Below are 21,190 nucleotides of genomic sequence, written 5' to 3' on the forward strand. Positions count from 1 at the left end.
ATTTAACGTTAAAAGGAGTGCCTATGACGCGCCAACACGCCTTAGATCATGCCAAAGCTTACTTTGACAGCGGCGATTTTTATGACCAGCTTGCCCCGCGCATTGCCATCCGCAGCGAAAGCCAGGAATCGAATAGACAGGAAGAGCTTCACCGCTACCTTACTGAACAGATCATTCCGGATATTGAGCAGCTCGGTTTTAGCTGGGACATTGTTGATAACCCGGCTGAAGGGTTTGGGCCGTTTCTGCTTGCTGAACGCCTTGAGCCAGAAGCCTCGTTCAGCGTATTAACTTACGGCCATGGCGATGTCATCCGCGGCTATGACGACCAATGGGCTGAAGGTCTTTCGCCCTGGAAAATCACCCAGCAAGGGGATCGCTGGTACGGACGTGGCACGGCGGATAACAAAGGCCAGCACACCATCAATTTAGCCGCACTGGGCTGCGTGCTGAAAGCAAACAATGGGCGCCTGGGCTATAACGTTAAGCTGGTGCTGGAAATGGGCGAGGAGACGGGCTCCCCTGGCTTAAAAGAGATCTGCCACCGCTACCGTGACCGCCTCGCCGCCGATGTGTTTATTGGCTCAGATGGGCCGCGTTTGAATGCCGACGCTCCCACGCTGTTTTTAGGTTCACGGGGTTCCTTCAATTTCGACCTTAAACTCCAGGCCCGTGAAGGCGCTCACCACTCGGGCAACTGGGGTGGCGTATTAAAAAACCCGGCGGTGCGTCTGGCCAATGCACTTGCCACACTGGTGGATGCCAACGGCGTTATTCAAATCCAAGGCCTACGGCCTGACCCAATACCCGAAGCCGTGCGTAAAGCGCTCGCCGCATTGGAAGTCGGCGTCGGCGACAATGCCCCCACTATCGACACTGACTGGGGTGAGCCAGGACTATCGCCCGCTGAACGACTGTTTGGCTGGAACACCTTAGAAGTGCTCGCCATGAAGGCGGGCAACCCGGATGCCCCGGCCAATGCTATTCCGCCAACGGCCTATGCCCACTGCCAACTGCGTTATGTGGTGGGCAGCGACCAGGACAATTTTCTCGTCCATTTACGCCATCACCTGGATCAACACGGCTATCACGATATTGAGGTAAGCGCTGCGCGCATGTCGCAAATGGCGGCGACACGACTCGATCCTGAAGACCCCTGGGTGGGCTGGGCGTTGGCCTCTATGCAACGCTCCACCCATAAAACGCCGACGCTGCTACCCAACTTAGGCGGCTCGTTACCCAACGATGTGTTTGCCGAAACCCTGGGCTTACCCACGCTATGGGTTCCACACTCCTACCCCTCCTGCTCCCAGCACGCGCCTGACGAACACCTATTGGGGAGCATCGCTTCAGAGGCACTGATCTTAATGGCGGGGCTATTCTGGGATTTGAGTGACCAAGGATCAGACATCATGAGAGAGAAAACCTTATGCAAGACGAACTAACCCGACAGGTTTGCGCGTGGCTGGAAGGCCAGCAGCAGGCGATGCAAGATTGCCTTGAGGCGTTGGTCAATATCGACTCCAACAGCTATGACAAAGCGGGTACCGATGCGGTTGCCGACCTGATCACTCAGTGGCTTGAGCAGGATGGCATCATGGTTATACGCCACCAGCGCCCTGACTCAGGCGATATTTTGGAAGCTCATCTGGGGGAAACGGGTCAAGGCCATGTCTTACTCATGGGCCACCGGGATACGGTTTTCCCCACCGGCACGGTGGCGGGCCGAGGCTATACCCAGCAAGACAATATCGGCTTTGGTCCTGGCGTCGCCGATATGAAAAGCGGCCTGGTGATGAACTGCTTTGTTATGCGTGCGCTAAGCCGCCTGCCCACCTGCCCCCTACCCGTTCGCGCCCTGTTTACCGCCGATGAGGAAATTGGCTCGCCGGATGGGCGGGCGTTTATCGAAGCGGCTGCCCAGGGGGCACGCGTCGCCTTAAATGTCGAGCCAGGGCGGGTCAGCGGCAATGTGGTGACGGGCCGCAAAGGGGGCGCAGGTTTCTTAATCGAAGTCACTGGCAAGGCCGCCCACTCGGGCGTTAGCCATGCCGATGGCGCCAGCGCGATAGAAACACTCGCTCGAAAAATCATCAAGCTGCATGCGTTAACCGACTATGAGGCAGGCATCACCACCAATGTGGGCACCATCACCGGAGGCGTGTCACGCAATACCGTCGCGCCTTTCGCGTCGGCACAGTTGGACACTCGTTTTGTTACCACCGCCCAGCGTGATCATCTGTATAAAGCCATTGAGGCGATTATCGCGGAACCCGACGTTCCCGGCACTCTGGCGACCATAGAACAAACCTCTGAATTTTATCCTCTCGAAGCGCGTATGAGCAGCGCGCTGTTTGAGCTTTATCAGGTTCAGGCTAAGGCGATCGGGTTTGCTGTTGACGGCGAATTCACTGGCGGTTGTTCTGATGCGGGCTGGACGGCCAGCCTGGGCATTCCCACTCTGTGCGGTCTTGGCCCTGTCGGCGCAAAAATGCACACTGACGAAGAGTACTGTTTGCTGGACACACTGGTGCCGCGCACTCAGGCACTCGCTGCTACGTTATTGAATTTGCACGATGTATCCTTTGCTTCGGCACGTTAAATTGGCAATGTAACTGCTAGCCAACTACCTTGAGTAAGCAACGCTGCTACAGCGTTTCCATGGATTCGGAAGGAGATCAACATGCGCTATTCAACTATACGTTTCTCAACACCGCTTACCGCTATTGCCGCCTCGCTGCTGCTCGCCACCTCAGCGGCACAAGCCAATGAAACGCTTGATGTCGAGATGCATAAAGTCAGCACCGAGGGTAATGAAGAATCAATCGGTACCGTATCCCTTGAGCATACGGATCACGGCTTACTGCTGACACCTTCGTTGACGGGCCTTGAGCCTGGGGTCTACGGTTTTCACGTTCACCAGAATGCCAGCTGTGATCCCGCCGAGAATGACAGTGGCGAGATGACCGCGGCCCTGTCGGCTGGCGGACACTATGACCCTGAGGAAACCGGCACTCACCAAGGCCCCTATGGAGAAGGTCATTTAGGCGACCTACCGGTGCTAACGGTTAATGAAGATGGCGAAGCCAATCTCCCCGTCTTGGCGCCGCGCTTGAGCATGGAAGATATGCCTGGCCGCAGCTTGATGATTCACGAAGGCGGCGACACCTACACAGATGAGCCACACCTGGGCGGTGGTGGTACCCGCATGGCCTGTGGAGTCGTGGAGTCCTAAACGTCAGCGATCACCTTGATCAGATGAAACGGGCAGCCTCTAGGCTGCCCGTTTTTTTGCTTACCGCCCACTAAAGTCTAACTGTGATTTTACAACGCTTATCTGTACATTCAGCCCTGCTAAAGAAGTGCCTGCTTGCATGCTCAACGGCATGCTCGCCCATCCCCTCACTGCGCTAGGTACCTTAGATGATCACCTTTATCGTATCGATCCTGCTGCTGATAGCGGGCTACTTTACCTATGGGAAATTCGTTGAGCGTGTGTTTGTCACTGACCGCAAGCGTCAGACGCCCGCTTTCAGCATGCGCGACAACATCGACTATGTGCCGATGAACACTACGCGCAATTCACTCATTCAGTTATTAAACATTGCCGGTGTCGGCCCTATTTTTGGCCCGATTCTCGGCGCTCTGTATGGGCCAGTGGCGTTTGTGTGGATTGTGATTGGCTGCATCTTTGCCGGTGCAGTGCACGACTACCTGACCGGTATGATCTCGATTCGCAACCACGGCGCACACTTACCTCAGCTGGCCGGCAAGTTTCTGGGTAAAGCGATGAAGCACGTCGTCAATGGCTTCGCGATCTTGCTGCTGTTGTTAGTCGGCACGGTATTTGTGACCTCCCCCGCGGCGCTGCTGGCCAATATGACCTCACTGTCGCTGACGCTGATCATTGTTGCCATTTTTATTTACTACCTGATCGCCACGCTGCTGCCGATTGATAAGGTCATTGGCCGTATCTACCCCTACTTTGGCGCCCTGCTGCTGTTCAGCGCTGCAGGTATCGGTATTGGCCTGGTTGTCACCGGCGCTCCGATCCCCGAGCTCTCGTTCCAGAACATGCACCCTGATGCCGCGCCAATCTTCCCGCTGCTGTTTTTAACCATCTCCTGTGGCGCACTTTCCGGTTTTCACGCCACTCAAACGCCGATTATTTCGCGCACCACGCAAAACGAAACCAACGGGCGCAAAATCTTCTACGGCATGATGATCACCGAAGGCATTATCGCGATGATCTGGGCGGCCGCCGCCATGAGCCTGTTCTACGGCGACCAGTCACTCTCTGATGTACTCGCTGCTGGTGGCCCTGCCGCGGTGGTCAGCGAAGTATCTACCACCATGCTGGGCGCGATCGGCGGCACCCTGGCGGTACTCGGCGTTATTGTGCTGCCGATCACCTCGGGCGATACCGCTTTCCGCAGCGCGCGAATGATTATTGCCGACTACATCAAGATCGATCAGAAGCCGATTGTGAAGCGTGTCATGGTTGCCCTGCCACTGTTTGTGGTCTCCTACGCCTTAACGCATATGGACTTCACACTGCTGTGGCGCTACTTCTCCTGGGCCAACCAAACCACCGCCGTGATCGCGCTGTGGGTAGGCACCATGTACCTGGTGCTGTCGCGTAAGCCTCACTGGATTACCTCGATCCCAGCCACCTTTATGACCATGGCAACGTTCACCTACTTAGCCTACGCGCCGATCGGTTTTGGTCTGCCGCTGCAGCTAAGCTATGTGGTGGCGGCACTGGGCACACTGATCTGCATTGCACTATTTATGAAACGTGTCCGCCGCCTCAGCCGCGCCACTTTTGCGGTGGATGAGCCGGTTCCAAGCCAGTTCACAGGCAGCAGTGAGGCGCTTGCAGTTAAATAGCGAGACGCTGCATACGCCATCAAAAAGGGCACGCACCAACCACATAATTGTGTTTGATGCGTGCCCACGCTTTTCTCTCAACTCTTTTATCCTGCCTCCTCTCTCCCACTCACCGTGTTTATGGCTTCCGTGCTGCTGAAATATAGAGTAAGTAATACAGGGAGGGGGCTACTCCAGCGGTATCGACCAGAAGTAGGTCTCGCCACTGCTATCGTCAACACCGTCGTTGTCGCTGACCAGCCAGGCATGGCCCTGCTCATTGATGGCCATCCCTTCAATCTTGTCCACCACAAAGCCGTTATAGCTGGCCAAGTCGGGAATCAGGTCGCGCACGAGGTGTTTCTCAACCACCGGTAGCTCACCGCCTAGTGGCGCTGGCGTCAGGCCTTCCAAAGCGACCCGGGTCACTTGCTTGACCTGGACATCTGCGCCGATACGGTTGTCGCGCTCAATCAGATAGAGGTTGCCTTGGTAGGCGGTAATCTCAGAAAGGCCTACCCAGCCCCCATCAACACGCTCCAGCGGGTAGTGAACAGCGTCCCACTCGCCACTGTCGAGATCGTAGCGCAGCAGTTTAGCCATGCCTTCGGGGTCATCCTTCCAGGGACGCTGCACCGCCAGCCAAAGCTGATGATCGATCCGGGTAACGCCCTCCAATCCCCACTTGAGTGCCTGCTGGGCGAGCACCTCGGGTAGCGCAATGCCCTGGTCAATCTCGCCGTCAGCGCCAACATGATAGAGGGTGTTGGCAAGCCCTTTGTCGTTCCCCTCGGAAGCGACCCAGAAACCACCTTCGCCATCGGTAGTGATGCCTTCCATATCAAGCCCCAGCGCAGGCTCACCCTCACGGGTGACCTCCAGCGCAGCGGTAATCCGCGCGGGTGACGTGGAGGGATCAATGGTAAAAATGCGCGGCTGGGCGCTGTAGAAGCTGTCGTTGACTGCATAGAGCACGTCATCAGCGGCGACCATGCCAGACAGCGCCCCCCAGCCGATCAGTTCATCGGCGCCCGCGGAGGTCAGCGTGGGGTAGACCGCTGGCGCATCCTGGTACTGGTAGATCATGACATGGGAGCGCGGGCCGCCCTCTTCGCCCAGATCCGTCTCATTGGCGGTAGCGAGCAGGCCGCGGCTGGGAATCGCCACCGCGCCTTCCGGGGAAAGCCCTGAAGGAAGTAACTGGGTGAGCTGCGGTTCGGCAGGGTTGCTGACGTCGTAAACACCCACCAGCGAACCCCGCTCGGAGAGCAGGAATACATAGGGCGTGCCATCAAAAACAGCAAACTCCATCCCCTCCGGCTCACTGCCCTTGGCATCCGAGCGCTTATCGGGGTAGTGGCCAACCTCAATCACGGCATGCTCGAAATCCGCCCCAGACTCATACACTAAGCGGCCGCTTTTATGGAAGATACTCCAGCCCCGGGAGCCACCATCCATATCGCCCTCGTTGGCAATGGCAAAGTGATCGCTGTCAATCCACTGCAGCGCATCCGGCTCGCGCAGGCGCTGAGTCTGCTGCTCGTTAAAGATCAGTGCACCGTCGTCGCTGGCATCAATCCCGTCCAGATCCACCGACCCGGCGCTGAAGTGCGACACCACTTTGCCGCTGTCGTCGATCACCGCCAAGTGGTTATTCTCTTGCAGGGTGACTGCAATCTCACCCAAGGCATTGATATCCGTAAACTCCGGTTCGGGATCCTCAGGAGCGATCTCGGCAAGCCCGGTCACGTCGGCGTAGAGCAGACTGTTACAGTTAACTTCTCCCGCACCGTTGATCTCCACCAAGGCGACAGAGCCGCCGGGCATCTGCGGCACACGGCCGTCGCCGGCGTCTTCATCGCGCTCGTTCTCAATAGCGACGGCGACGAAACGCCCCTCGGGCGCCGCTGAGGCCGCCACACTGTCGGGCTGGCCTTTCAAGGGGCAGGAGGCCAGTATTTCACCGCTCTCGATATCGATGGTGAGCAATTGCCCGGAAGGCTCGCTGTAAGAGACCGAGGTATTCACCCCGGCATAGGCGATATTGCCGAGCACTGTCACCGCGGTGGGCTCGCCACCGACATCAATACTGCCCAGCGGCTGCGGATTAGCGGGGTCGCTAATGTCAATGCGCCCAATCACGCCCAGCGGGCTGTCCGAGTAAACCAGCGTCATACCATCGCCTGAGGCAGCGATAATTTCCGCCGAGGTTTCGCGACTACGGTCTTCGCCCTCCGCCATGTTACTGGGGATAGCGAAGCTGGCAATGCGATTAAAGTGCTTATCCGCAGCGCTGACCGAATGTGAAGCGGCCAGGGTAATAGCGAGCGCCAATAGTGAGGGTGTGCGTGTGAATGTCATAATGAAGGTTGATTCCTTGCCTGAGCCGAAGAAACATCTGATTAAGTCATTAAACGTGCAGCATCAACTGGACTATCAAACAGCATGACCGTGTCAGGCTTATGACATTCGAAGAGCGGGGGAGCCGAAAGCGCCATCAGGCTTGAGATGTCGTAGAATAAACAAAGCCAGTCAGTGAGTACTGACTGGCTGCTTTCTAACAAGGGCCTGTTGACGCTTGATCGCGAACCACACAAAACGAAACCCATGGGCGAAAATCTTCTACGCCATAATAATCATCTAAGGCATTATCGCAATGATCTGGGTGGCCGCGGTGATAGGCCTGTTCTATGGCGATCAAACCTTTCCTGTGTACTTTTTGCAACGTAAGCGGCTACGCCGCACCGGGCTATTTACGAAGAACGTCACTGTCGTCACTTACTAGGCGTCCAGTATATAAACCTGCTGCCCCCGTACATCAACCTCCACGCTGCTTAGCCGCTGCCCAAGACATGGCCCTGCGACACATTCACCATCTTCTTTTCGAAACAAAGCGTTATGGGCGAAGCAAGTAATATACTCACCGCTGCTACTGAGAAATTTGTCTTTTTTCCAGCCCATGCGTGCCCCCGAAACATGTGGGCAAGCATTTTGATACGCGACGACTAAATCATCATCCAACCGAAGCACAAAAACAGTGTCTCGCCCCGTATTTAAAGGGTCAAACCCGGGTGACTCGCCTGGTGCAATATCATCTAGCGCACAGAGGTGTATCCACTTCATCTGGTTTCTTCACTTAGCACCCGAAGGAGGCCCACCCATCGGCGCCCATTTTGGTGTGCTTTGGAACAGGAAGATCTGAGAGTTAGCGGCGTTGGAAATAGCCTCTCTGGCCTCCCAGCTGTCATCGTGCTGATCCATATCAGCGTCGTACTCAACGTGGACGCCCATTGGAGAGTTAAAATACCAGAACCAGTTGGAGCCGAATTTATGTTTCCCAGGGCCCCAGAAGCTCTCATAACCTTTATTTATCATACGTGTCCCCGCTAGCATCAGCTCAGAAGGGCCTTGCATATGGAACGCAACGTGCTCTAGTCCCTGCATATACTCTGGGGTTTGAATGAGAAACAGCACATGATGGTCTAGATTCGCCTGAGGACGGAGGAAAGGGCCTGTGTTGGTAAAACGATCCGTGGTGATAAACCCCAGCCGCTCAATGTAGAAACGCTGCATACGCTCCATATCGGGAGTGAAATACACCACGTGGGAAAGTGTACGGGGAAGCGCAGGCGCATCCTCTCTCGCCCCTATTTCGTTAGTTTCACGGCCTGGCTGGGCACCTGGGGAATTGATTCGTTCGGCCGGCATATCCAAGGCTTTTCGCGTGGTTACCTGAAAGGCAATCTCAAAACCCACGTCGTCCTGACATGTTAAGCGGCCATCCGCTGTTTGCTCTACTGCGCGATCACGTGACAGTTCGGTGTAGATGTCTAACAGGGCTTCTTCACTCTCTACCCCCCACACCGTTTGACGGAGTGTATTGGTGGTCGGCAGTGCCGGCGGCAATGCCGGATCATCGTGATGCCGAAGGCAGATAGCCGTACCGTCTAGCGCTTCAAAGCGCAGTAATCCAACGTCTTCGGCTGTGGCTGTTTGTTTCAAACCAAAATCCAGCAAAAATGTTTTGGACGCTTCAATATCATGAACGCCAAAAATCACCTCATCAGGGCCAATAATTCTCATCGTCGTCTCGCCTAAAAATTGTAATGTTATGAGCGTCGTCGGGGTATCCAACTTCCCGGTTTGCCTACACTACAAAGTTCGCTAACGACTGAAAAATGATTCCTCGTGATTCGACGAATTAACGATATAAATGGTTAATTATTCATATATTTATAAAATCAATTACTGCATTGATATTATCAATTTCAAACACGCCGTCTATACAAGGCATAAATACTCTACAACTACGATAAAAAATGAGTTTAGCCATGCATTTCAATAAATTAGACCTTAACCTACTGGTCGCTCTAGACCAAATGCTGACCCTTAAGTCAGTCAGCCAAGCAGCAGAACGTATGAATCTCACTCAGTCTGCCATGTCAAATGCCTTAACACGGTTAAGGAGCTATTTCGACGATCCTCTGCTTGTTCAGGTAGGACGGCGAATGGAGCTCACACCTCGCGCGCAGGCAATGCAACACTCCGTTCGCGATATTCTGGTACGTATAGAAGCAACCGTCTCGACTGACATCCTCTTTGACCCGAGGCGCTCTACCCGCACATTTCGTATCATTTTGTCTGACTTCATCATGTCCACGCTGATACCCAGGGTGCTAGAACTCACCGACTTAGAGTCCTCAGGCGTTTCGTTTAAGTTCTTGCCTCAGATTGAGTCACCTTACCTGGCTATCGAAAAAGGCGATGCCGATTTACTCGTGGCTCCCGCGCTGTTTACCTCTCACGAACATCCCAGTGAGCATCTGTTCAGCGAAAAATATGTCTGCATCACCTGTGCTAAAAGCCGACATCATGGTCAAGCAATGACCCTTGAGCGCTATTCCAGCGCTCGTCATGTCAAAATGTCACCCCCCACTGGGGCGGATACATTTGAGCAACAGTGGGTTGAAAAATTGGGCATCGAACGCGACATCGCCTTGACCAGCTATACCTTTGCTTCTCTTCCCCACTTAATTGTCGGCAGTGACCGGATTGCCACCGTACACAAGCACCTTGCAGAAGCTTGTTACACCTCATTGCCTATCGATATCCATCCACTGCCCTTTGACATCCCGGTATTGGAAGAACGCATTCAGTGGCACGCCTACCGCGATCAGGATCCCGGTATCCGCTGGCTGACAGAGATTATGAAGCGAGCAGCCAGGGAGCTGTTTTAAATGCATACCGTCAGTTCCTCCAGCATTGCATAAAGCCCCTATTACCCATCACGCAAATCAATGCATATGATTCAACACCTCAATTTTTCGTGATACCGGCTATTGGTTAGGCTCTCTCCCGGAGGTAACAAACATGACCAACAATAATATTCTTGTGGTAGGCGGTGGTATCGGCGGACTCACCGCGGCTATTGCACTCAGGCGCAAAGGCTTTCCCGTCACGCTAATCGAAAAAGAGGCCCAGTGGCCTGCCAGTGGCGTTGGGATCATCCAACAGTTCAATGTGCTGCGCGCCATGGCAGAACTGGATATTCTCGAAGACTACCTTGAACAGTCTTATGGCTTTGATAGTACCCGCTGTTTTGACGCCCAGGGTGAGCCCCTGTTCTCTTTCTCTGCGCCGCGCTTGGCCGGTGATCACTTGCCGTCTAATGTTGGCATTCGCAGAGCGGCGCTACAGAATATTCTTGCCAGCAAAGCGCAGGCACTAGGTGCCGATACACGGCTGGGTACCGTTGTAGCGCATTGGGAGGAAAGCGCCGACGGCATTCACGTCATCTTTAGTGACGGTACTCACCAAGACTTTGACTTAATGATAGGCGCCGATGGCATCTTTTCCCAAACTCGCCAAACACTCTTTCCAGACGCTCCCAAACCTCGCTATACCGGGCAATGGGTATGGCGTTACAACATGCCCCGCTCGGCAGAAGTGGAGGGTATTCATCTCTTTTACGGACGCGTCAATGCAGGCCTAACGCCCCTGACAGAGGAGTTGATGTACCTCTTCATGTTGAGCGAAGAGGCCGAGGGGTTTCGGCTTGATAGCGATAAAGCATGCCAACTGATGCACCACCGTGCAGCCCATGCCGCGCCACAAATCCAAGCCCTTATGGAACACGTTCGACATAATACGGAGATAGTCGCCAAGCCTTTAGAAGTCATTTTTTTAACGGGGGATTGGCACCGGGGCCGCACGGTATTGCTTGGCGACGCCGTGCACGCCTCTACTCCGCATTTGGCGCAGGGTGCCGGCATGGCCATTGAAGACGCCGTGGTGCTCGCTGAAGAGCTAGCCGCCACAAGCGATCTAGAAGGTGCTTTTACACGCTACCGGAAACGACGCTACGAACGTTGTCATTTCGTGAATCTTAACTCGTTAGCTATTGGAGACATGCAAATGGGCTTACGCCAAGACGTTGACCCAGGTGATATCAACCGTCGCTGCATGGCCCTAATGGCCACCCCGATTTGATCAACTGAATCGACTCAAATGACGAAGTGAATCAGCACTTCTTTATCATAATGCTGACCGGAGAATACCCAACGTGGCTTTATTTAACTATTTCCCCAATTATGTCTGGAATCTTTCCATTTCCATTGCGATGGAAAGCGGTGCCAAGCTTGGCGAGATCATGGACATGTGCCAGCCGTTACTCGAAGCTGCCAACGATGGAGAAGATGTAGGCACTGATGCTTTTATGCTTGAGTGGGTGAGGGTAGCCGATCAATTAGTTGCGCTCGCCGAAGAAGATAAAGCTAAGGATCGTGGTTTCTCAGCAAGCGACAAACTGCACCGTGCTTCCCTGTACTACTTAATGGCCGAACGCATGCAAGCCCAAGGCTCTCAGGGGCGTATGGAGACGTTCCTAAAAGGGCGCCAAAGTTTTGATGAGGGAGCAACACTTGGAAGGTTTAATGTTAGCCGCCACGAAATACCTTACGGCGATAAACATATAGCCGTGCTCTACACCCGCGCTTTAGGAGTAGAGGGGCCAGCACCGACGGTAGTGTTTCTAAATGGCCTGGACAGCTGTAAGGAACTGCTTTGGTGGTCGCGCCTGCCCGAGGAACTGGCCCGCCGCGGAATCAGCTGTTTGTGTGTCGACCAGCCCGGCACTGGTGAGAGCCTTCGGCTTCAGGATCTACCCGCGACCTGGCAGGCAGAGCAATGGGGCACGCCCGTATACGAATGGTTGGCCCAGCGTGACGATGTCGATGCATCCCGAATAGGTATCACAGGTATCTCACTTGGGGGTTACTACGCCCCCCGGGTATGTGCCCTGGAACCCCGCTACGCATCAGGCGCTGTTTGGGGGGCAAATCATAACTGGGCCGAGGTACAACAGAAGCGACTAAAACGGGAAGGCGAAAATCCCGTTCCTCATTACTGGCACCACGTGGAGTGGGTCTTTGGCGCCAAGGATAAAGACGATTTCTTCCAACGTGCTGAAGGGATGAATCTCAATGGCGTAATGGAGAAAATCCGGGTGCCCTTCTTGGTGACTCATGGCGAAAAGGATCGACAAATTAGCCTTGATTATGCCCACCAATCCTATAACCAGCTTACTAACTCACCACGCAGAGAGCTCAAGATATTTACTGATCGGGAAGGGGGAGTTGAACATGTAGGCGCAGACAACATGAGCTTCGGGAGGCATTACATTGCCGACTGGTTTGCAAATACGTTAGGTGGTAAGACCTCTTAAGCACGACCCTCTTCCGATTAAAACTTCGGACGACATTGTCTTTTACCATTTACCGTATCAATAACTGGTATAGACAAGAATCACTTTAGCCATCTTGCCCTTAGATTTAATATTTACTAGGTCGTCTTAAATATAAAAAAGACCAAACATATTAAATAGCAATATGCTCATCTCACATAATAAATAAAGAGAGCTCAAAATGAACCATCAAGCACGCACTATTAGTGCATCGGTTTTGCTCGCCTTGCTTTCCCAATCGGCCATGGCACAGGCACCCACCAATGCACCCGACACTCCCCGACCAGCGCTATCGCCTGGCACCCGATCTTTAATCAACCTTGGACAGGCTGGACTATTGCAGCCTTTCTTTTCTGATGAGCAATTTGGCTTCGCTCAGTCCAGAATGGGCGCAAGCCGTTATGCCTATGGCGAAGGCGGCGCCAATCCCCAGCTAACCGACTTCCGTGAAGATGGCAATACGCTAATAGCCCCCATCAATATTATGATGGAGCTACCCGCTAAAGTAGGCGCCAGCTATCTTCGCTTCACAGGGACTTATACACAAAGTGAATCCGTTCCTCACGCCCTTGACCTTGAGACCACCCTCTATCACGGCGCAGTAGCGTTTTTGCACTTGCCTGACCCTGACACGATGTGGGGTGTAGGCCTAGTTGCCAATGACTTCAAAAGTGAAGATACCATTAGCGGCACAGAGGTCATTCGCGACAGCCTTGGGCTACGTCTGGATTATCTGAAAAAGTTTAGTGATAACTGGGGCATAGCGACTCGAGGTCTGTATCTTTGGGGTGATACAGAGAACCGCGTCTACAATGTTCCCACCGGCCATGGACCTGCCAATCTACGCCAAAAGCAGGACGATGACCGCTACTACCTGCAAGCCGATCTAGTCGGCTCATACTTGGGTGATACGACTCATTGGCTTCCCGACGGGAGCCTTGCACACCCACGCATAGGCGCTCTTTATCATCATAGTGACCTGGGTACCACAACACCGCGGCTTGGCACTATCGAGCTACCCGAGGTCACCGGGGTCGATGGCCCCAACGAAGACTTTGGCCTTACCTGGGCTCACTTCCAGCTACAAAAAGCACCCCGTCATACTACTCAGCTCCAATGGATACCTAGTGCAATGGTCGGTGTTGAGTATGAATATGAAAATTCTCTTAATCGATTCAATGATGAAGACACTTACGCAGTGTTCGGGGCCGAATTAACAGCGACCATCCGCGGCCATGGTTTTTTTATTAATTATAAACGCTATCAGGGACTTGAAGAAGAACGGGTAGGTAATGTGTTTGTAACGGGGGTTAATGTTTCTTTTTAGACAAAACTCCAATACGACATCAATCCATAAACCACTTACTTAACATACAAGCATCTAAAATAAAAAAAAGCACCGAAAGCTATTATTTAATATTTTATGTCATCTTCAAAACGCCGTTAAACAAGCGCTCGCTTCCGCATGAAGATAAAAAAACGTCAGAGTGGACGTGGGTTATTCAAACTATATTAAACCACTGCTTTAAGGAGTCACTGCATGTTAACTGAAGGTAAAACCATCATTGACCTGGCCGTCAGTTTAACCGCGGGCATTGCTTCAGACCCACCCGGCCTTGGCCCGCGAATTGATTACATTGACCACGATCAAGGTGCCAAAGAATTTGAGGAGATGTTCGGCATTCCGGTTGACCAGCAACTGGATGGCAAAGGCGCAGCGGTTGAGCGCTGCACCATGAGTACCCATACAGGCACTCATATGGATGCGCCATGGCATTACCACCCCACGATGGACGGTGGCAAACCTGCACTAACGATTGATCAAGTGCCACTAGAATGGTGTATCGGGCATGGGGTCAAACTCGACTTTAGACACTTTGCTGATGGCCACTTGGTGACAGCTGAGGACGTTGAGGCTGAGCTAACACGCATCGGTCACTCCCTTTCAACCGGGGATATCGTACTGGTCAACACGCGTGCGGGTGAACGCTATGGCGAAAGCGACTATGTTGCTTCGGGGTGCGGATTGGGTCGTGAAGCCACCCTTTACCTGACAAACCACGGCATAAAAGTCGCGGGTACTGATGCCTGGAGCTGGGATCCACCTCTCGTCACGCAGGTAGCGAAAGTACGCGAAACCGGTAATCCCGCACTGTTCTGGGAAGGGCATAAAGCTGGCGCGGAGGCCGTGTTTTGCCATATGGAGAAACTTGCCAATCTCGACACCTTACCTGCGACAGGCTTCGACGTCATCTGTTTACCCACCAAGATAGCCCATGCCTCCGCCGGCTGGTGCCGACCGATTGCATTAGTTCCAAACAACGGAAGGAATTAACGATGCGTTTTGCCACTTTTCCCAATGGCCATCCAGATGGACGTCTTCACCTAGTCTGTCGCCGTAATGCGACGACCGTTCCCACGCAGTCCGTTACCACTCTTCAGGAAGCATTGGAGCGGTGGTCAGACGTCTCCGCGCCGCTTGAAGTGCAGTATCGGCAGTTAAATGACGGCCAAGCACCAGGCAGCTTTGATTTTGACCCCTCTCAGGCAATGGCTCCGCTACCGCGTGCCTGGCAGTGGCTAGATGGATCCGCGTTTGACAGTCATGGTCAGCTAATGGAACAGGTCTTCAAACTTGAAGCGCGCCATGCACTCGGCAGGCCACTGATGTATCAAGGCATCTCTGATCGTTTTCAATCACCTAATGAGCCGTCTCCTTTTCCTAGCGAGGATGACAATATCGATTTTGAGGGCGAGTTTGCTGTCATTACGGGGCCTGTAGGCATGTCCACCCGTGCACAGTCTTGTCTGGATGCGATACGCCTTATTGTCCAGGTAAACGACTGGAGCCTACGGTACCTTGGCCCTATCGAGATGAAAACGGGATTTGGCATGCTGCAGTGCAAACCACGCTGCGCCATGGCGCCCGTCGCGATAACCCCCGACGAGCTGGGTGAAAACTGGCGTGATGGACGGGTAGATTTAGATCTTGAGGTATCCCTCAACGCGACTCCCTTCGGGCGCCCCAATGGCTATGCCATGTCGGTAGGCTTTCATGAATTAGTTGCCCATGCTGCCTACTCACGAGACCTTCCTGCGGGCACGGTTATTGGCTCTGGAACAGTCTCAAACGCCAATTTCCGTCAGGTGGGATCCGCATGTATCGCAGAGCGCCGCGCCATTGAAATAGTGGATTCAGGCGAGGCCCAAACCCCTTTCCTGCGTTTCGGTGATGCCGTCCAGATGGAAGCCAGGCTTGGCGATAACGCTCCTTTATTCGGTGCTATCTCTCAGCAAGTGGTTGCCAGCCCAAAGAGCACAAAGCCGTAATTCGAGAGAACGTTATCCTAAGAAGAGGACTTTATCATGGCGGTTAAAACAATATCCAATGTCGCTACGCACCACTTAAAACAACGCGACAGCATTTCCAGAATGAATGTGGCAGCCCTTGTTATCGGTCACTGTGCAGGCCTGATAGACCTTGTGGCCCTGCCTATTTGGGTGGGCGCATTGATCACCCGGTTTAATTTCAACCCAGCACACGCCGGGGGACTGGTGACCCTGTTTTTGATCGGTGCGGTCGTCGCTAGCCTGATGACTGCGCGCAACTTCCATAGGGTCAACCGACGCGCTCTGGTGGTGCTGGGCTACTCAGTGGCGGCCATAACCTTTTTTGTCGCCTCGACGCAATCTGACTTTATGCCATTAGCCGTACTGCACTTGATTGGTGGGCTTGCCAACGGCATGGCGCTTAGCCTTGTACATGGCGCGATGGGGCGTGCCGACAATCCACACCGCCTGTTCGCCTTCGCAGGCATTGGCCTCGGCGCCTTCGGTATCGTCTATATGGGTGTGGTACCGCAGCTGATGTCTGTTCAAGGAGGCAATATACTGTTTCTAGCCTTTGCCGCCATCTTTGTTGTCGCAGCCGTGGCAGTATTCTCCGCCTATCCACGGCTTGAAACGGTTAAGGCTACCAGGCCTGGCGCGCTTTTCGCGCCTGGTGTCACGGCGGTCATCGCGGGTGTCAGCCTAATCACCTTCAACCAAGCCATGATCTTCTCTTTTATCGAGGTAATCGGCCATGCCCGCAGTTTCGCGCCTCAGGCCATCATCGGCACCCTGATCGCACTCGGTATTGTCAACTTTGTCGGTCCTGCCCCGCTCGCCGCACTGCTGGAGAAACGCCTGCCCGCTCGCACCGTACTCAATATCGGTCCCGCCGTGCAAGCCGCCTTCGCGCTGATACTGACCAGCGTGACCCTCTTCACCGTTTGGGCGCCCGTCGCCGCCGTATTCGTTGCAGTGCAGATTTTTACCCATACGTTCGCCTTTGGCCTGCTAGCAAAAATGGATCCTACGGGGCGCGCTGTAGCCGCAACGCCAGCAATGCTTATGACCGGTTCAGCCCTAGGTCCCATTATTGGCGGCGTGCTAATGGAGACAGCATCTATTCCCTTTCTCGGCATTACGGCAGTTATTATCTCCGCCCTTTCCATCACTTGTTTTGCTCGTGGCACGCGGGCAACCAACGGTCACGGCAACCCATAAAGGAAGCTAATAAAATAGTGATCACCTTAGCTTTCTGGCCGACACTGTGCACTTAAAGGGTCTGTTGAGGTTTTACTCACGGCTGCGCGTGTGACCGTTTTTTTTCGGGACAGACAGGGGGCGGGGGACATTTTGTTATTGCCAATGAAGACGACTAACGCCGCAGTGAATAAAACGGGCAGCCACTTGGCTGCCCGTTTTGCATGGCACTAATAACTGAACTAGTCAGCTATAGATTGGCTGAAGCGTTTTACTCGTCGCCTGCCATCTGCATTTGGCGCTGCATGTAATTCTGAATGCCCACCTTGTCGATCAAACCAAGCTCGGTTTCAATGTGATCGATGTGGTCTTCTTCATCAGCAAGCAGGTCACGCAGCATATCGCGGGTGACGTAATCTTTAACGCTCTCGCAATAGGTAATCGCTTCAATATAGTCGTTGCGACCATCGTGCTCGATTTTTAGATCGCTTTCGAGCATCTCTTTGACGTTTTCGCCGATATGCAGCTTGCCCAGATCCTGAAGATTAGGAATACCTTCAAGGAACAGGATGCGCTCGATGATCTTATCAGCGTGCTGCATCTCTTCGATGGACTCATCGTATTCCCATTTGGCGAGGGCTTTCAGGCCCCAATCTTTATACATTTTGGCGTGCAAAAAGTACTGATTGATTGCAACCAGTTCGTTGCCGAGCGCCTTATTAAGATGCTCAATAACTTTCGTATCACCTTTCATAACGTCACCTTTTCTACTGTAATGCTGATGTTTAATCTAGTTTAGACAATACGATCAAGCAGTTACGTTTGGAGTAGAGTATAGACGTAAATAGCTATACCCCCAGCGTTCCTGAGAGTATAGATAAGATGATTAAAAGTTCAAGCAAATCAGTTATTTGCTAAAGATAACCCTAACAATAGTGATTCGCGTCACACGGCGTAAGCAAGACCCATATCGGCTTCTTGACGTGCTTCCTGAATGGCATCGCGGGTAATGGATTTAGCGTAACACGCACACTTACCACACTGCGTTGCGCAGCCGGTTGCCTCGCGTACTTCTCGCCAGCTGCGCGCACCGTCGTCAACGTGCTGGCGAATCTGATGGTCGGTTACTCCCTTGCACACGCAAACGTACATGGCGACACCTCATTGAAATCATGAGATGAATGTAAATGATTCGCATACATCTTATCAAGTAGAAATTACTGCTTTTTGCTAGCCATTCGTCTTAGTGATTATGGAGAGCGCGATAAGATATTGTCGAAGCGACACTTTTTCCAAAAAAAATGGCCGATGCCCGGTAAAATTATTTTTTCGGCAAAACCACCGTTTGTGTGTTGGATGCGATATCCGGCCAGCTACGCCGCTGTTGATCAAACAGCACCCATAAGTAGCCTAAACCCAAGGCCAGTAGCGAGAGCCACGCCACCGCGCAGCGGATTAGGCACTGCTTCAGATTCAGCGAACGGCCATCTGCCGTTTGCACCCTCAGCCGCCACGCTTGCATGCCCAAGGTCATCCCCCCGCGCGACCAGGAAAAAACAAAAAACAGCGTGACAAAAAACACCAGCATGAGGCGCAGGCTCCAAATATCGCTGGCCGTGGTGCCAATCTCTTCGGGCTGCTGGCCAAGCACATAGCGGAAAAACAGCATGTGAATGACCGTCACCGCGATCCAGATCGCGGTGACCAAAAAGCCGTCGTACAACATAGCGCCCAAACGGCGGCCAAGGCCCGCTGGCCATACGCTGTCCAACTGAGTAAAGCGTCGTGTTTCCCTCATTCTTGCTCAGCTCCTGGCTATTTATTGGCGGTTTTTAGGCGATTAGAAGCCGCGATGCCGTTCCGGCATTAACCGTTGCGACGTAAAAAGTAAATCCCGACCCCAGCGCACGCCAGTGTCGGCACGAGTACCGCCCAGACGGGCGAGAAGCCAAAAATCGTCGAGGCGGGCGCCAGCAAGTCCTGAACGTACTTAAAGCTCAGCCCGGTGATCACGCCGTAAAACACCCGGGTACCGGCAGCCACGGTACGCAGCGGGCCAAACACAAAGGAGGCGGCAATCAGCACCAGCGAGCCCATGGTCAGCGGCATCAGCATTTTCTGCCAAAAATACAGCAGCGCCTGGTCATTCTGCAGGTTTTGCGCTTCCAGGAACTGGGCATAGGCCCACAGTTCGCTGGGCGCCTGACTCTCGATATCGCGCAGCAGCCGCTCTAACTGGGTGGGGGTAAAGGAGGTCTCCCAGCCCATGCTTGCCGTCTGTTCGGACTCAGTGTGGTCGGCATAAATACGTGTAGTCGCCACGTTTTCCAACCGCCAGGCATCGCCCTCCCAACGGGCTCGCTGGGCGTAAGTGGCTTCGACAAGCTGGCGGTCATCAAAGCGATAGCGGGTTAAATCGAGCACCACATCATCGGCACGAATCGCGCCGAAACGGTAGACGCTGTTGCCCTCGATCTGCCAGCCGCTGCGGCTGGTCAGCATAGCGCCTTCGCCCTGAAGCTTTTCCAACCGCCACGCCTCGGCATACTGCTCGGTGCGTGGGCTGACATACTCAGCGACCAGCAGTACCACAACGACGACTACCAGCACTGGCTTCATCACGCCCCACACAATGCGCGCCAGGGAGCGGCCCGCGGCGCGCATAACAGTGAGCTCATTGCTGGAGGCCATGCTGCCCAAGCCAATCAGTGCGCCGATCAACACCGCCACCGGTGCGTACTGATAGAAACGCCAAGGCGTGCGCATTAGCAGGTAAAGGAGCGCATCAAAGGCGGTATAGCCCGCCTGAACATCACCTAAATCATCGATATAGGCGATGGTAATATCCAGCCCCAGCAGCACACATTGAACAACGACAATGGCCGCCAGCACGTTGCGGGCAATGTAACGATCAAGACGATCAAGCACCATCAGCGCATCCCCTTACGTTGTGAGCGCCACAGCATTAGCAGGCCCAGTCCTAAGAACAGTCCGTGTACCGGCCACACACCCAATGTAGTCGGCCAGGTACCGCTGCCAATGGCATCGACCACTGCTAGCAGTAAGCTGAGATAGGCAACGTATAAAAAAACGGCGGGGAGCAATTTGCCAAAGCGTCCCTGGCGGGGGTTAACCCGGGAGAGCGGCTGCGCCATCAAGGCCAGCACAAACACCATTAATGGCAGGCCCGCACGCCATTGCCATTGAGCCTGGGCCCGGGGGGCTGGATTACGCCAGAGCGCAGGCGTGGAGGCATACTCCAACGAATCCAACTCCTGTCGGTCGCGATTCAACCCCAGTCGTAACGTGTAGCGCTCAAAGGTGAGTCGCTCGGCGCTTTTATCGCCTGGCGTCACTCCGTAACGCTCACCGTCATTTAACACCAGAAAACGGCTACCGGTTTCGAGCCGGGTTTCTTGGTAACCCGATGCCGCGCGGGTCACATAGTCGTGGGTACCTTCGTCGCCGAGCTGGTTCTGCTCGTGCACCAGCACGTCCTGCATTTCCGTACCATCGCTGGAGAAGCTGCCGATGTAAGCGGTACGACCACCGCCAAACTCTTGAAAGCGCCCTGGGGCCAGTACCGAAACGTCCAGGCGACTACGTTGCTCTTCCAGCGCAGTTTCGGTTTGCAGCGTCCCCAAAGGGGTCAGCCACAGGCTGCAGACACCTACCAACACTGCTACCACGCTGGCAGGCAGCAACGTCACTTTCAATAGCCGCGTGGGGCTCATCCCACAGGCGACCATTACAGTGATTTCGCTGTTCATATAGAGTTGCCCATAGGCGAGGAGAATACCTAGAAAAAACGACAGCGGTAGAATGAGCTCCATAAAGCCAGGCAGGTGAAACATCATCAGGCTGCCTAACATGGTGACGGGGATATCGCCTTCCGCTGCGTCCGAAAAATAGCGGATAAAGCGGCTGCCCATGATCACCAGCAGCAGAATGCCAGCAACCGCTGACATGGTGAGTAACACTTCGCGAGTTAGATACCGAAATAAAATCAACGCGCTCTCCGGCTAGACGTGCAGGATGCCATGCAATAAG

Annotated in this window: 20 protein-coding genes; 12 read left to right on the forward strand and 8 right to left on the reverse strand. The window is 53.9% G+C overall.

The annotated features are described in order from the left end of the window. Window positions 1-23: 23 nt before the first annotated feature. The 4 genes from ACT3UM_RS18140 (at window position 24) to ACT3UM_RS18155 (ending at window position 4,890) form a co-directional block, all read left to right on the forward strand. A complete protein-coding gene (locus ACT3UM_RS18140; protein ID WP_498901120.1) occupies window positions 24-1,445 on the forward strand; it encodes a M20 family metallopeptidase in 1,422 nt (473 codons plus the stop codon). Then, on the forward strand, window positions 1,430-2,602 hold the full coding sequence (locus ACT3UM_RS18145; protein WP_498901122.1) for a M20 family metallopeptidase: 1,173 nt from the start codon (window positions 1,430-1,432) through the stop codon (window positions 2,600-2,602). Before ACT3UM_RS18140 ends, ACT3UM_RS18145 begins: the two co-directional genes overlap by 16 nt. Before the next feature lie 81 nt (window positions 2,603-2,683). Beyond that, a complete protein-coding gene (gene sodC, locus ACT3UM_RS18150) occupies window positions 2,684-3,235 on the forward strand; it encodes a superoxide dismutase family protein (RefSeq protein ID WP_035576599.1) in 552 nt (183 codons plus the stop codon). A 188-nt stretch (window positions 3,236-3,423) separates the two neighbouring features. Beyond that, entirely contained in the window at window positions 3,424-4,890 is a 1,467-nt protein-coding gene (locus ACT3UM_RS18155) for a carbon starvation CstA family protein (RefSeq protein WP_498901124.1), read from the forward strand. A gap of 168 nt (window positions 4,891-5,058) precedes the next feature. Here ACT3UM_RS18155 and ACT3UM_RS18160 read toward each other — a convergent pair whose 3' ends face one another. Further along, entirely contained in the window at window positions 5,059-7,230 is a 2,172-nt protein-coding gene (locus ACT3UM_RS18160) for an esterase-like activity of phytase family protein (protein WP_498901126.1), read from the reverse strand. Between the two features lie 295 nt (window positions 7,231-7,525). Here ACT3UM_RS18160 and ACT3UM_RS18165 point away from each other — a divergent pair, with 295 nt between their 5' ends. Next, window positions 7,526-7,654 (forward strand): hypothetical protein, encoded by a 129-nt coding sequence (locus ACT3UM_RS18165; RefSeq protein ID WP_498901128.1) that lies wholly within the window; start codon window positions 7,526-7,528, stop codon window positions 7,652-7,654. Here ACT3UM_RS18165 and ACT3UM_RS18170 read toward each other — a convergent pair. Then, window positions 7,651-7,992, reverse strand: coding sequence for a Rieske (2Fe-2S) protein (locus ACT3UM_RS18170; protein ID WP_498901130.1), 342 nt, complete (start codon window positions 7,990-7,992; stop codon window positions 7,651-7,653). The two genes, ACT3UM_RS18165 and ACT3UM_RS18170, sit on opposite strands and share 4 nt — an antisense overlap. Before the next feature lie 9 nt (window positions 7,993-8,001). Next, window positions 8,002-8,952: a VOC family protein gene (locus ACT3UM_RS18175; protein ID WP_498901132.1), complete on the reverse strand. Its 951-nt coding sequence runs from the start codon at window positions 8,950-8,952 to the stop codon at window positions 8,002-8,004. Window positions 8,953-9,200: 248 nt separating this feature from the next. On the opposite strand from ACT3UM_RS18175, the gene ACT3UM_RS18180 reads away from it, so the two are divergent. The 7 genes from ACT3UM_RS18180 to ACT3UM_RS18210 all read left to right on the forward strand — a co-directional run bounded on the left by ACT3UM_RS18180 (window position 9,201) and on the right by ACT3UM_RS18210 (window position 17,161). Continuing rightward, window positions 9,201-10,106 (forward strand): LysR family transcriptional regulator, encoded by a 906-nt coding sequence (locus tag ACT3UM_RS18180; protein ID WP_498901134.1) that lies wholly within the window; start codon window positions 9,201-9,203, stop codon window positions 10,104-10,106. A 133-nt stretch (window positions 10,107-10,239) separates the two neighbouring features. Continuing rightward, window positions 10,240-11,358, forward strand: a complete 1,119-nt coding sequence (locus tag ACT3UM_RS18185) for an FAD-dependent monooxygenase (protein WP_498901136.1) — start codon at window positions 10,240-10,242, stop codon at window positions 11,356-11,358. Between the two features lie 73 nt (window positions 11,359-11,431). Further along, the gene (locus ACT3UM_RS18190) at window positions 11,432-12,592 is read left to right on the forward strand and encodes an alpha/beta hydrolase family protein (protein WP_498901138.1); all 1,161 of its coding nucleotides are present in this window, start codon (window positions 11,432-11,434) and stop codon (window positions 12,590-12,592) included. 199 nt (window positions 12,593-12,791) lie between these two features. Further along, window positions 12,792-13,937, forward strand: coding sequence for a hypothetical protein (locus tag ACT3UM_RS18195; RefSeq protein WP_498901140.1), 1,146 nt, complete (start codon window positions 12,792-12,794; stop codon window positions 13,935-13,937). A gap of 213 nt (window positions 13,938-14,150) precedes the next feature. After that, complete coding sequence (locus ACT3UM_RS18200) at window positions 14,151-14,945, forward strand: cyclase family protein (RefSeq protein WP_498901142.1); 795 nt, start codon at window positions 14,151-14,153, stop codon at window positions 14,943-14,945. Between the two features lie 2 nt (window positions 14,946-14,947). After that, a complete protein-coding gene (locus ACT3UM_RS18205) occupies window positions 14,948-15,940 on the forward strand; it encodes a fumarylacetoacetate hydrolase family protein (protein WP_498901144.1) in 993 nt (330 codons plus the stop codon). Window positions 15,941-15,976: 36 nt separating this feature from the next. Then, window positions 15,977-17,161 carry an MFS transporter gene (locus ACT3UM_RS18210; protein WP_498901146.1) on the forward strand — a complete coding sequence of 395 codons (1,185 nt, stop codon included), beginning with the start codon at window positions 15,977-15,979 and terminating at the stop codon, window positions 17,159-17,161. Between the two features lie 250 nt (window positions 17,162-17,411). On the opposite strand, the gene bfr is transcribed toward ACT3UM_RS18210, so the two are convergent. The 5 genes from bfr to lptF all read right to left on the reverse strand — a co-directional run bounded on the left by bfr (window position 17,412) and on the right by lptF (window position 21,150). Continuing rightward, window positions 17,412-17,894 carry a bacterioferritin gene (gene bfr / locus ACT3UM_RS18215; RefSeq protein ID WP_009288515.1) on the reverse strand — a complete coding sequence of 161 codons (483 nt, stop codon included), beginning with the start codon at window positions 17,892-17,894 and terminating at the stop codon, window positions 17,412-17,414. Between the two features lie 191 nt (window positions 17,895-18,085). Beyond that, entirely contained in the window at window positions 18,086-18,292 is a 207-nt protein-coding gene (locus ACT3UM_RS18220; protein WP_498901149.1) for a (2Fe-2S)-binding protein, read from the reverse strand. A 169-nt stretch (window positions 18,293-18,461) separates the two neighbouring features. Further along, the gene (locus ACT3UM_RS18225; protein WP_498901151.1) at window positions 18,462-18,938 is read right to left on the reverse strand and encodes an RDD family protein; all 477 of its coding nucleotides are present in this window, start codon (window positions 18,936-18,938) and stop codon (window positions 18,462-18,464) included. A gap of 68 nt (window positions 18,939-19,006) precedes the next feature. Then, entirely contained in the window at window positions 19,007-20,071 is a 1,065-nt protein-coding gene (gene lptG, locus ACT3UM_RS18230; RefSeq protein WP_498901153.1) for an LPS export ABC transporter permease LptG, read from the reverse strand. Further along, the gene (gene lptF / locus ACT3UM_RS18235; RefSeq protein ID WP_498901155.1) at window positions 20,071-21,150 is read right to left on the reverse strand and encodes an LPS export ABC transporter permease LptF; all 1,080 of its coding nucleotides are present in this window, start codon (window positions 21,148-21,150) and stop codon (window positions 20,071-20,073) included. Before lptF ends, lptG begins: the two co-directional genes overlap by 1 nt. Window positions 21,151-21,190: the final 40 nt, after the last annotated feature.

The sequence above is a fragment of the Halomonas sp. AOP13-D3-9 genome, assembly GCF_052379125.1.
Taxonomy (GTDB): Bacteria; Pseudomonadota; Gammaproteobacteria; order Pseudomonadales; family Halomonadaceae; genus Vreelandella.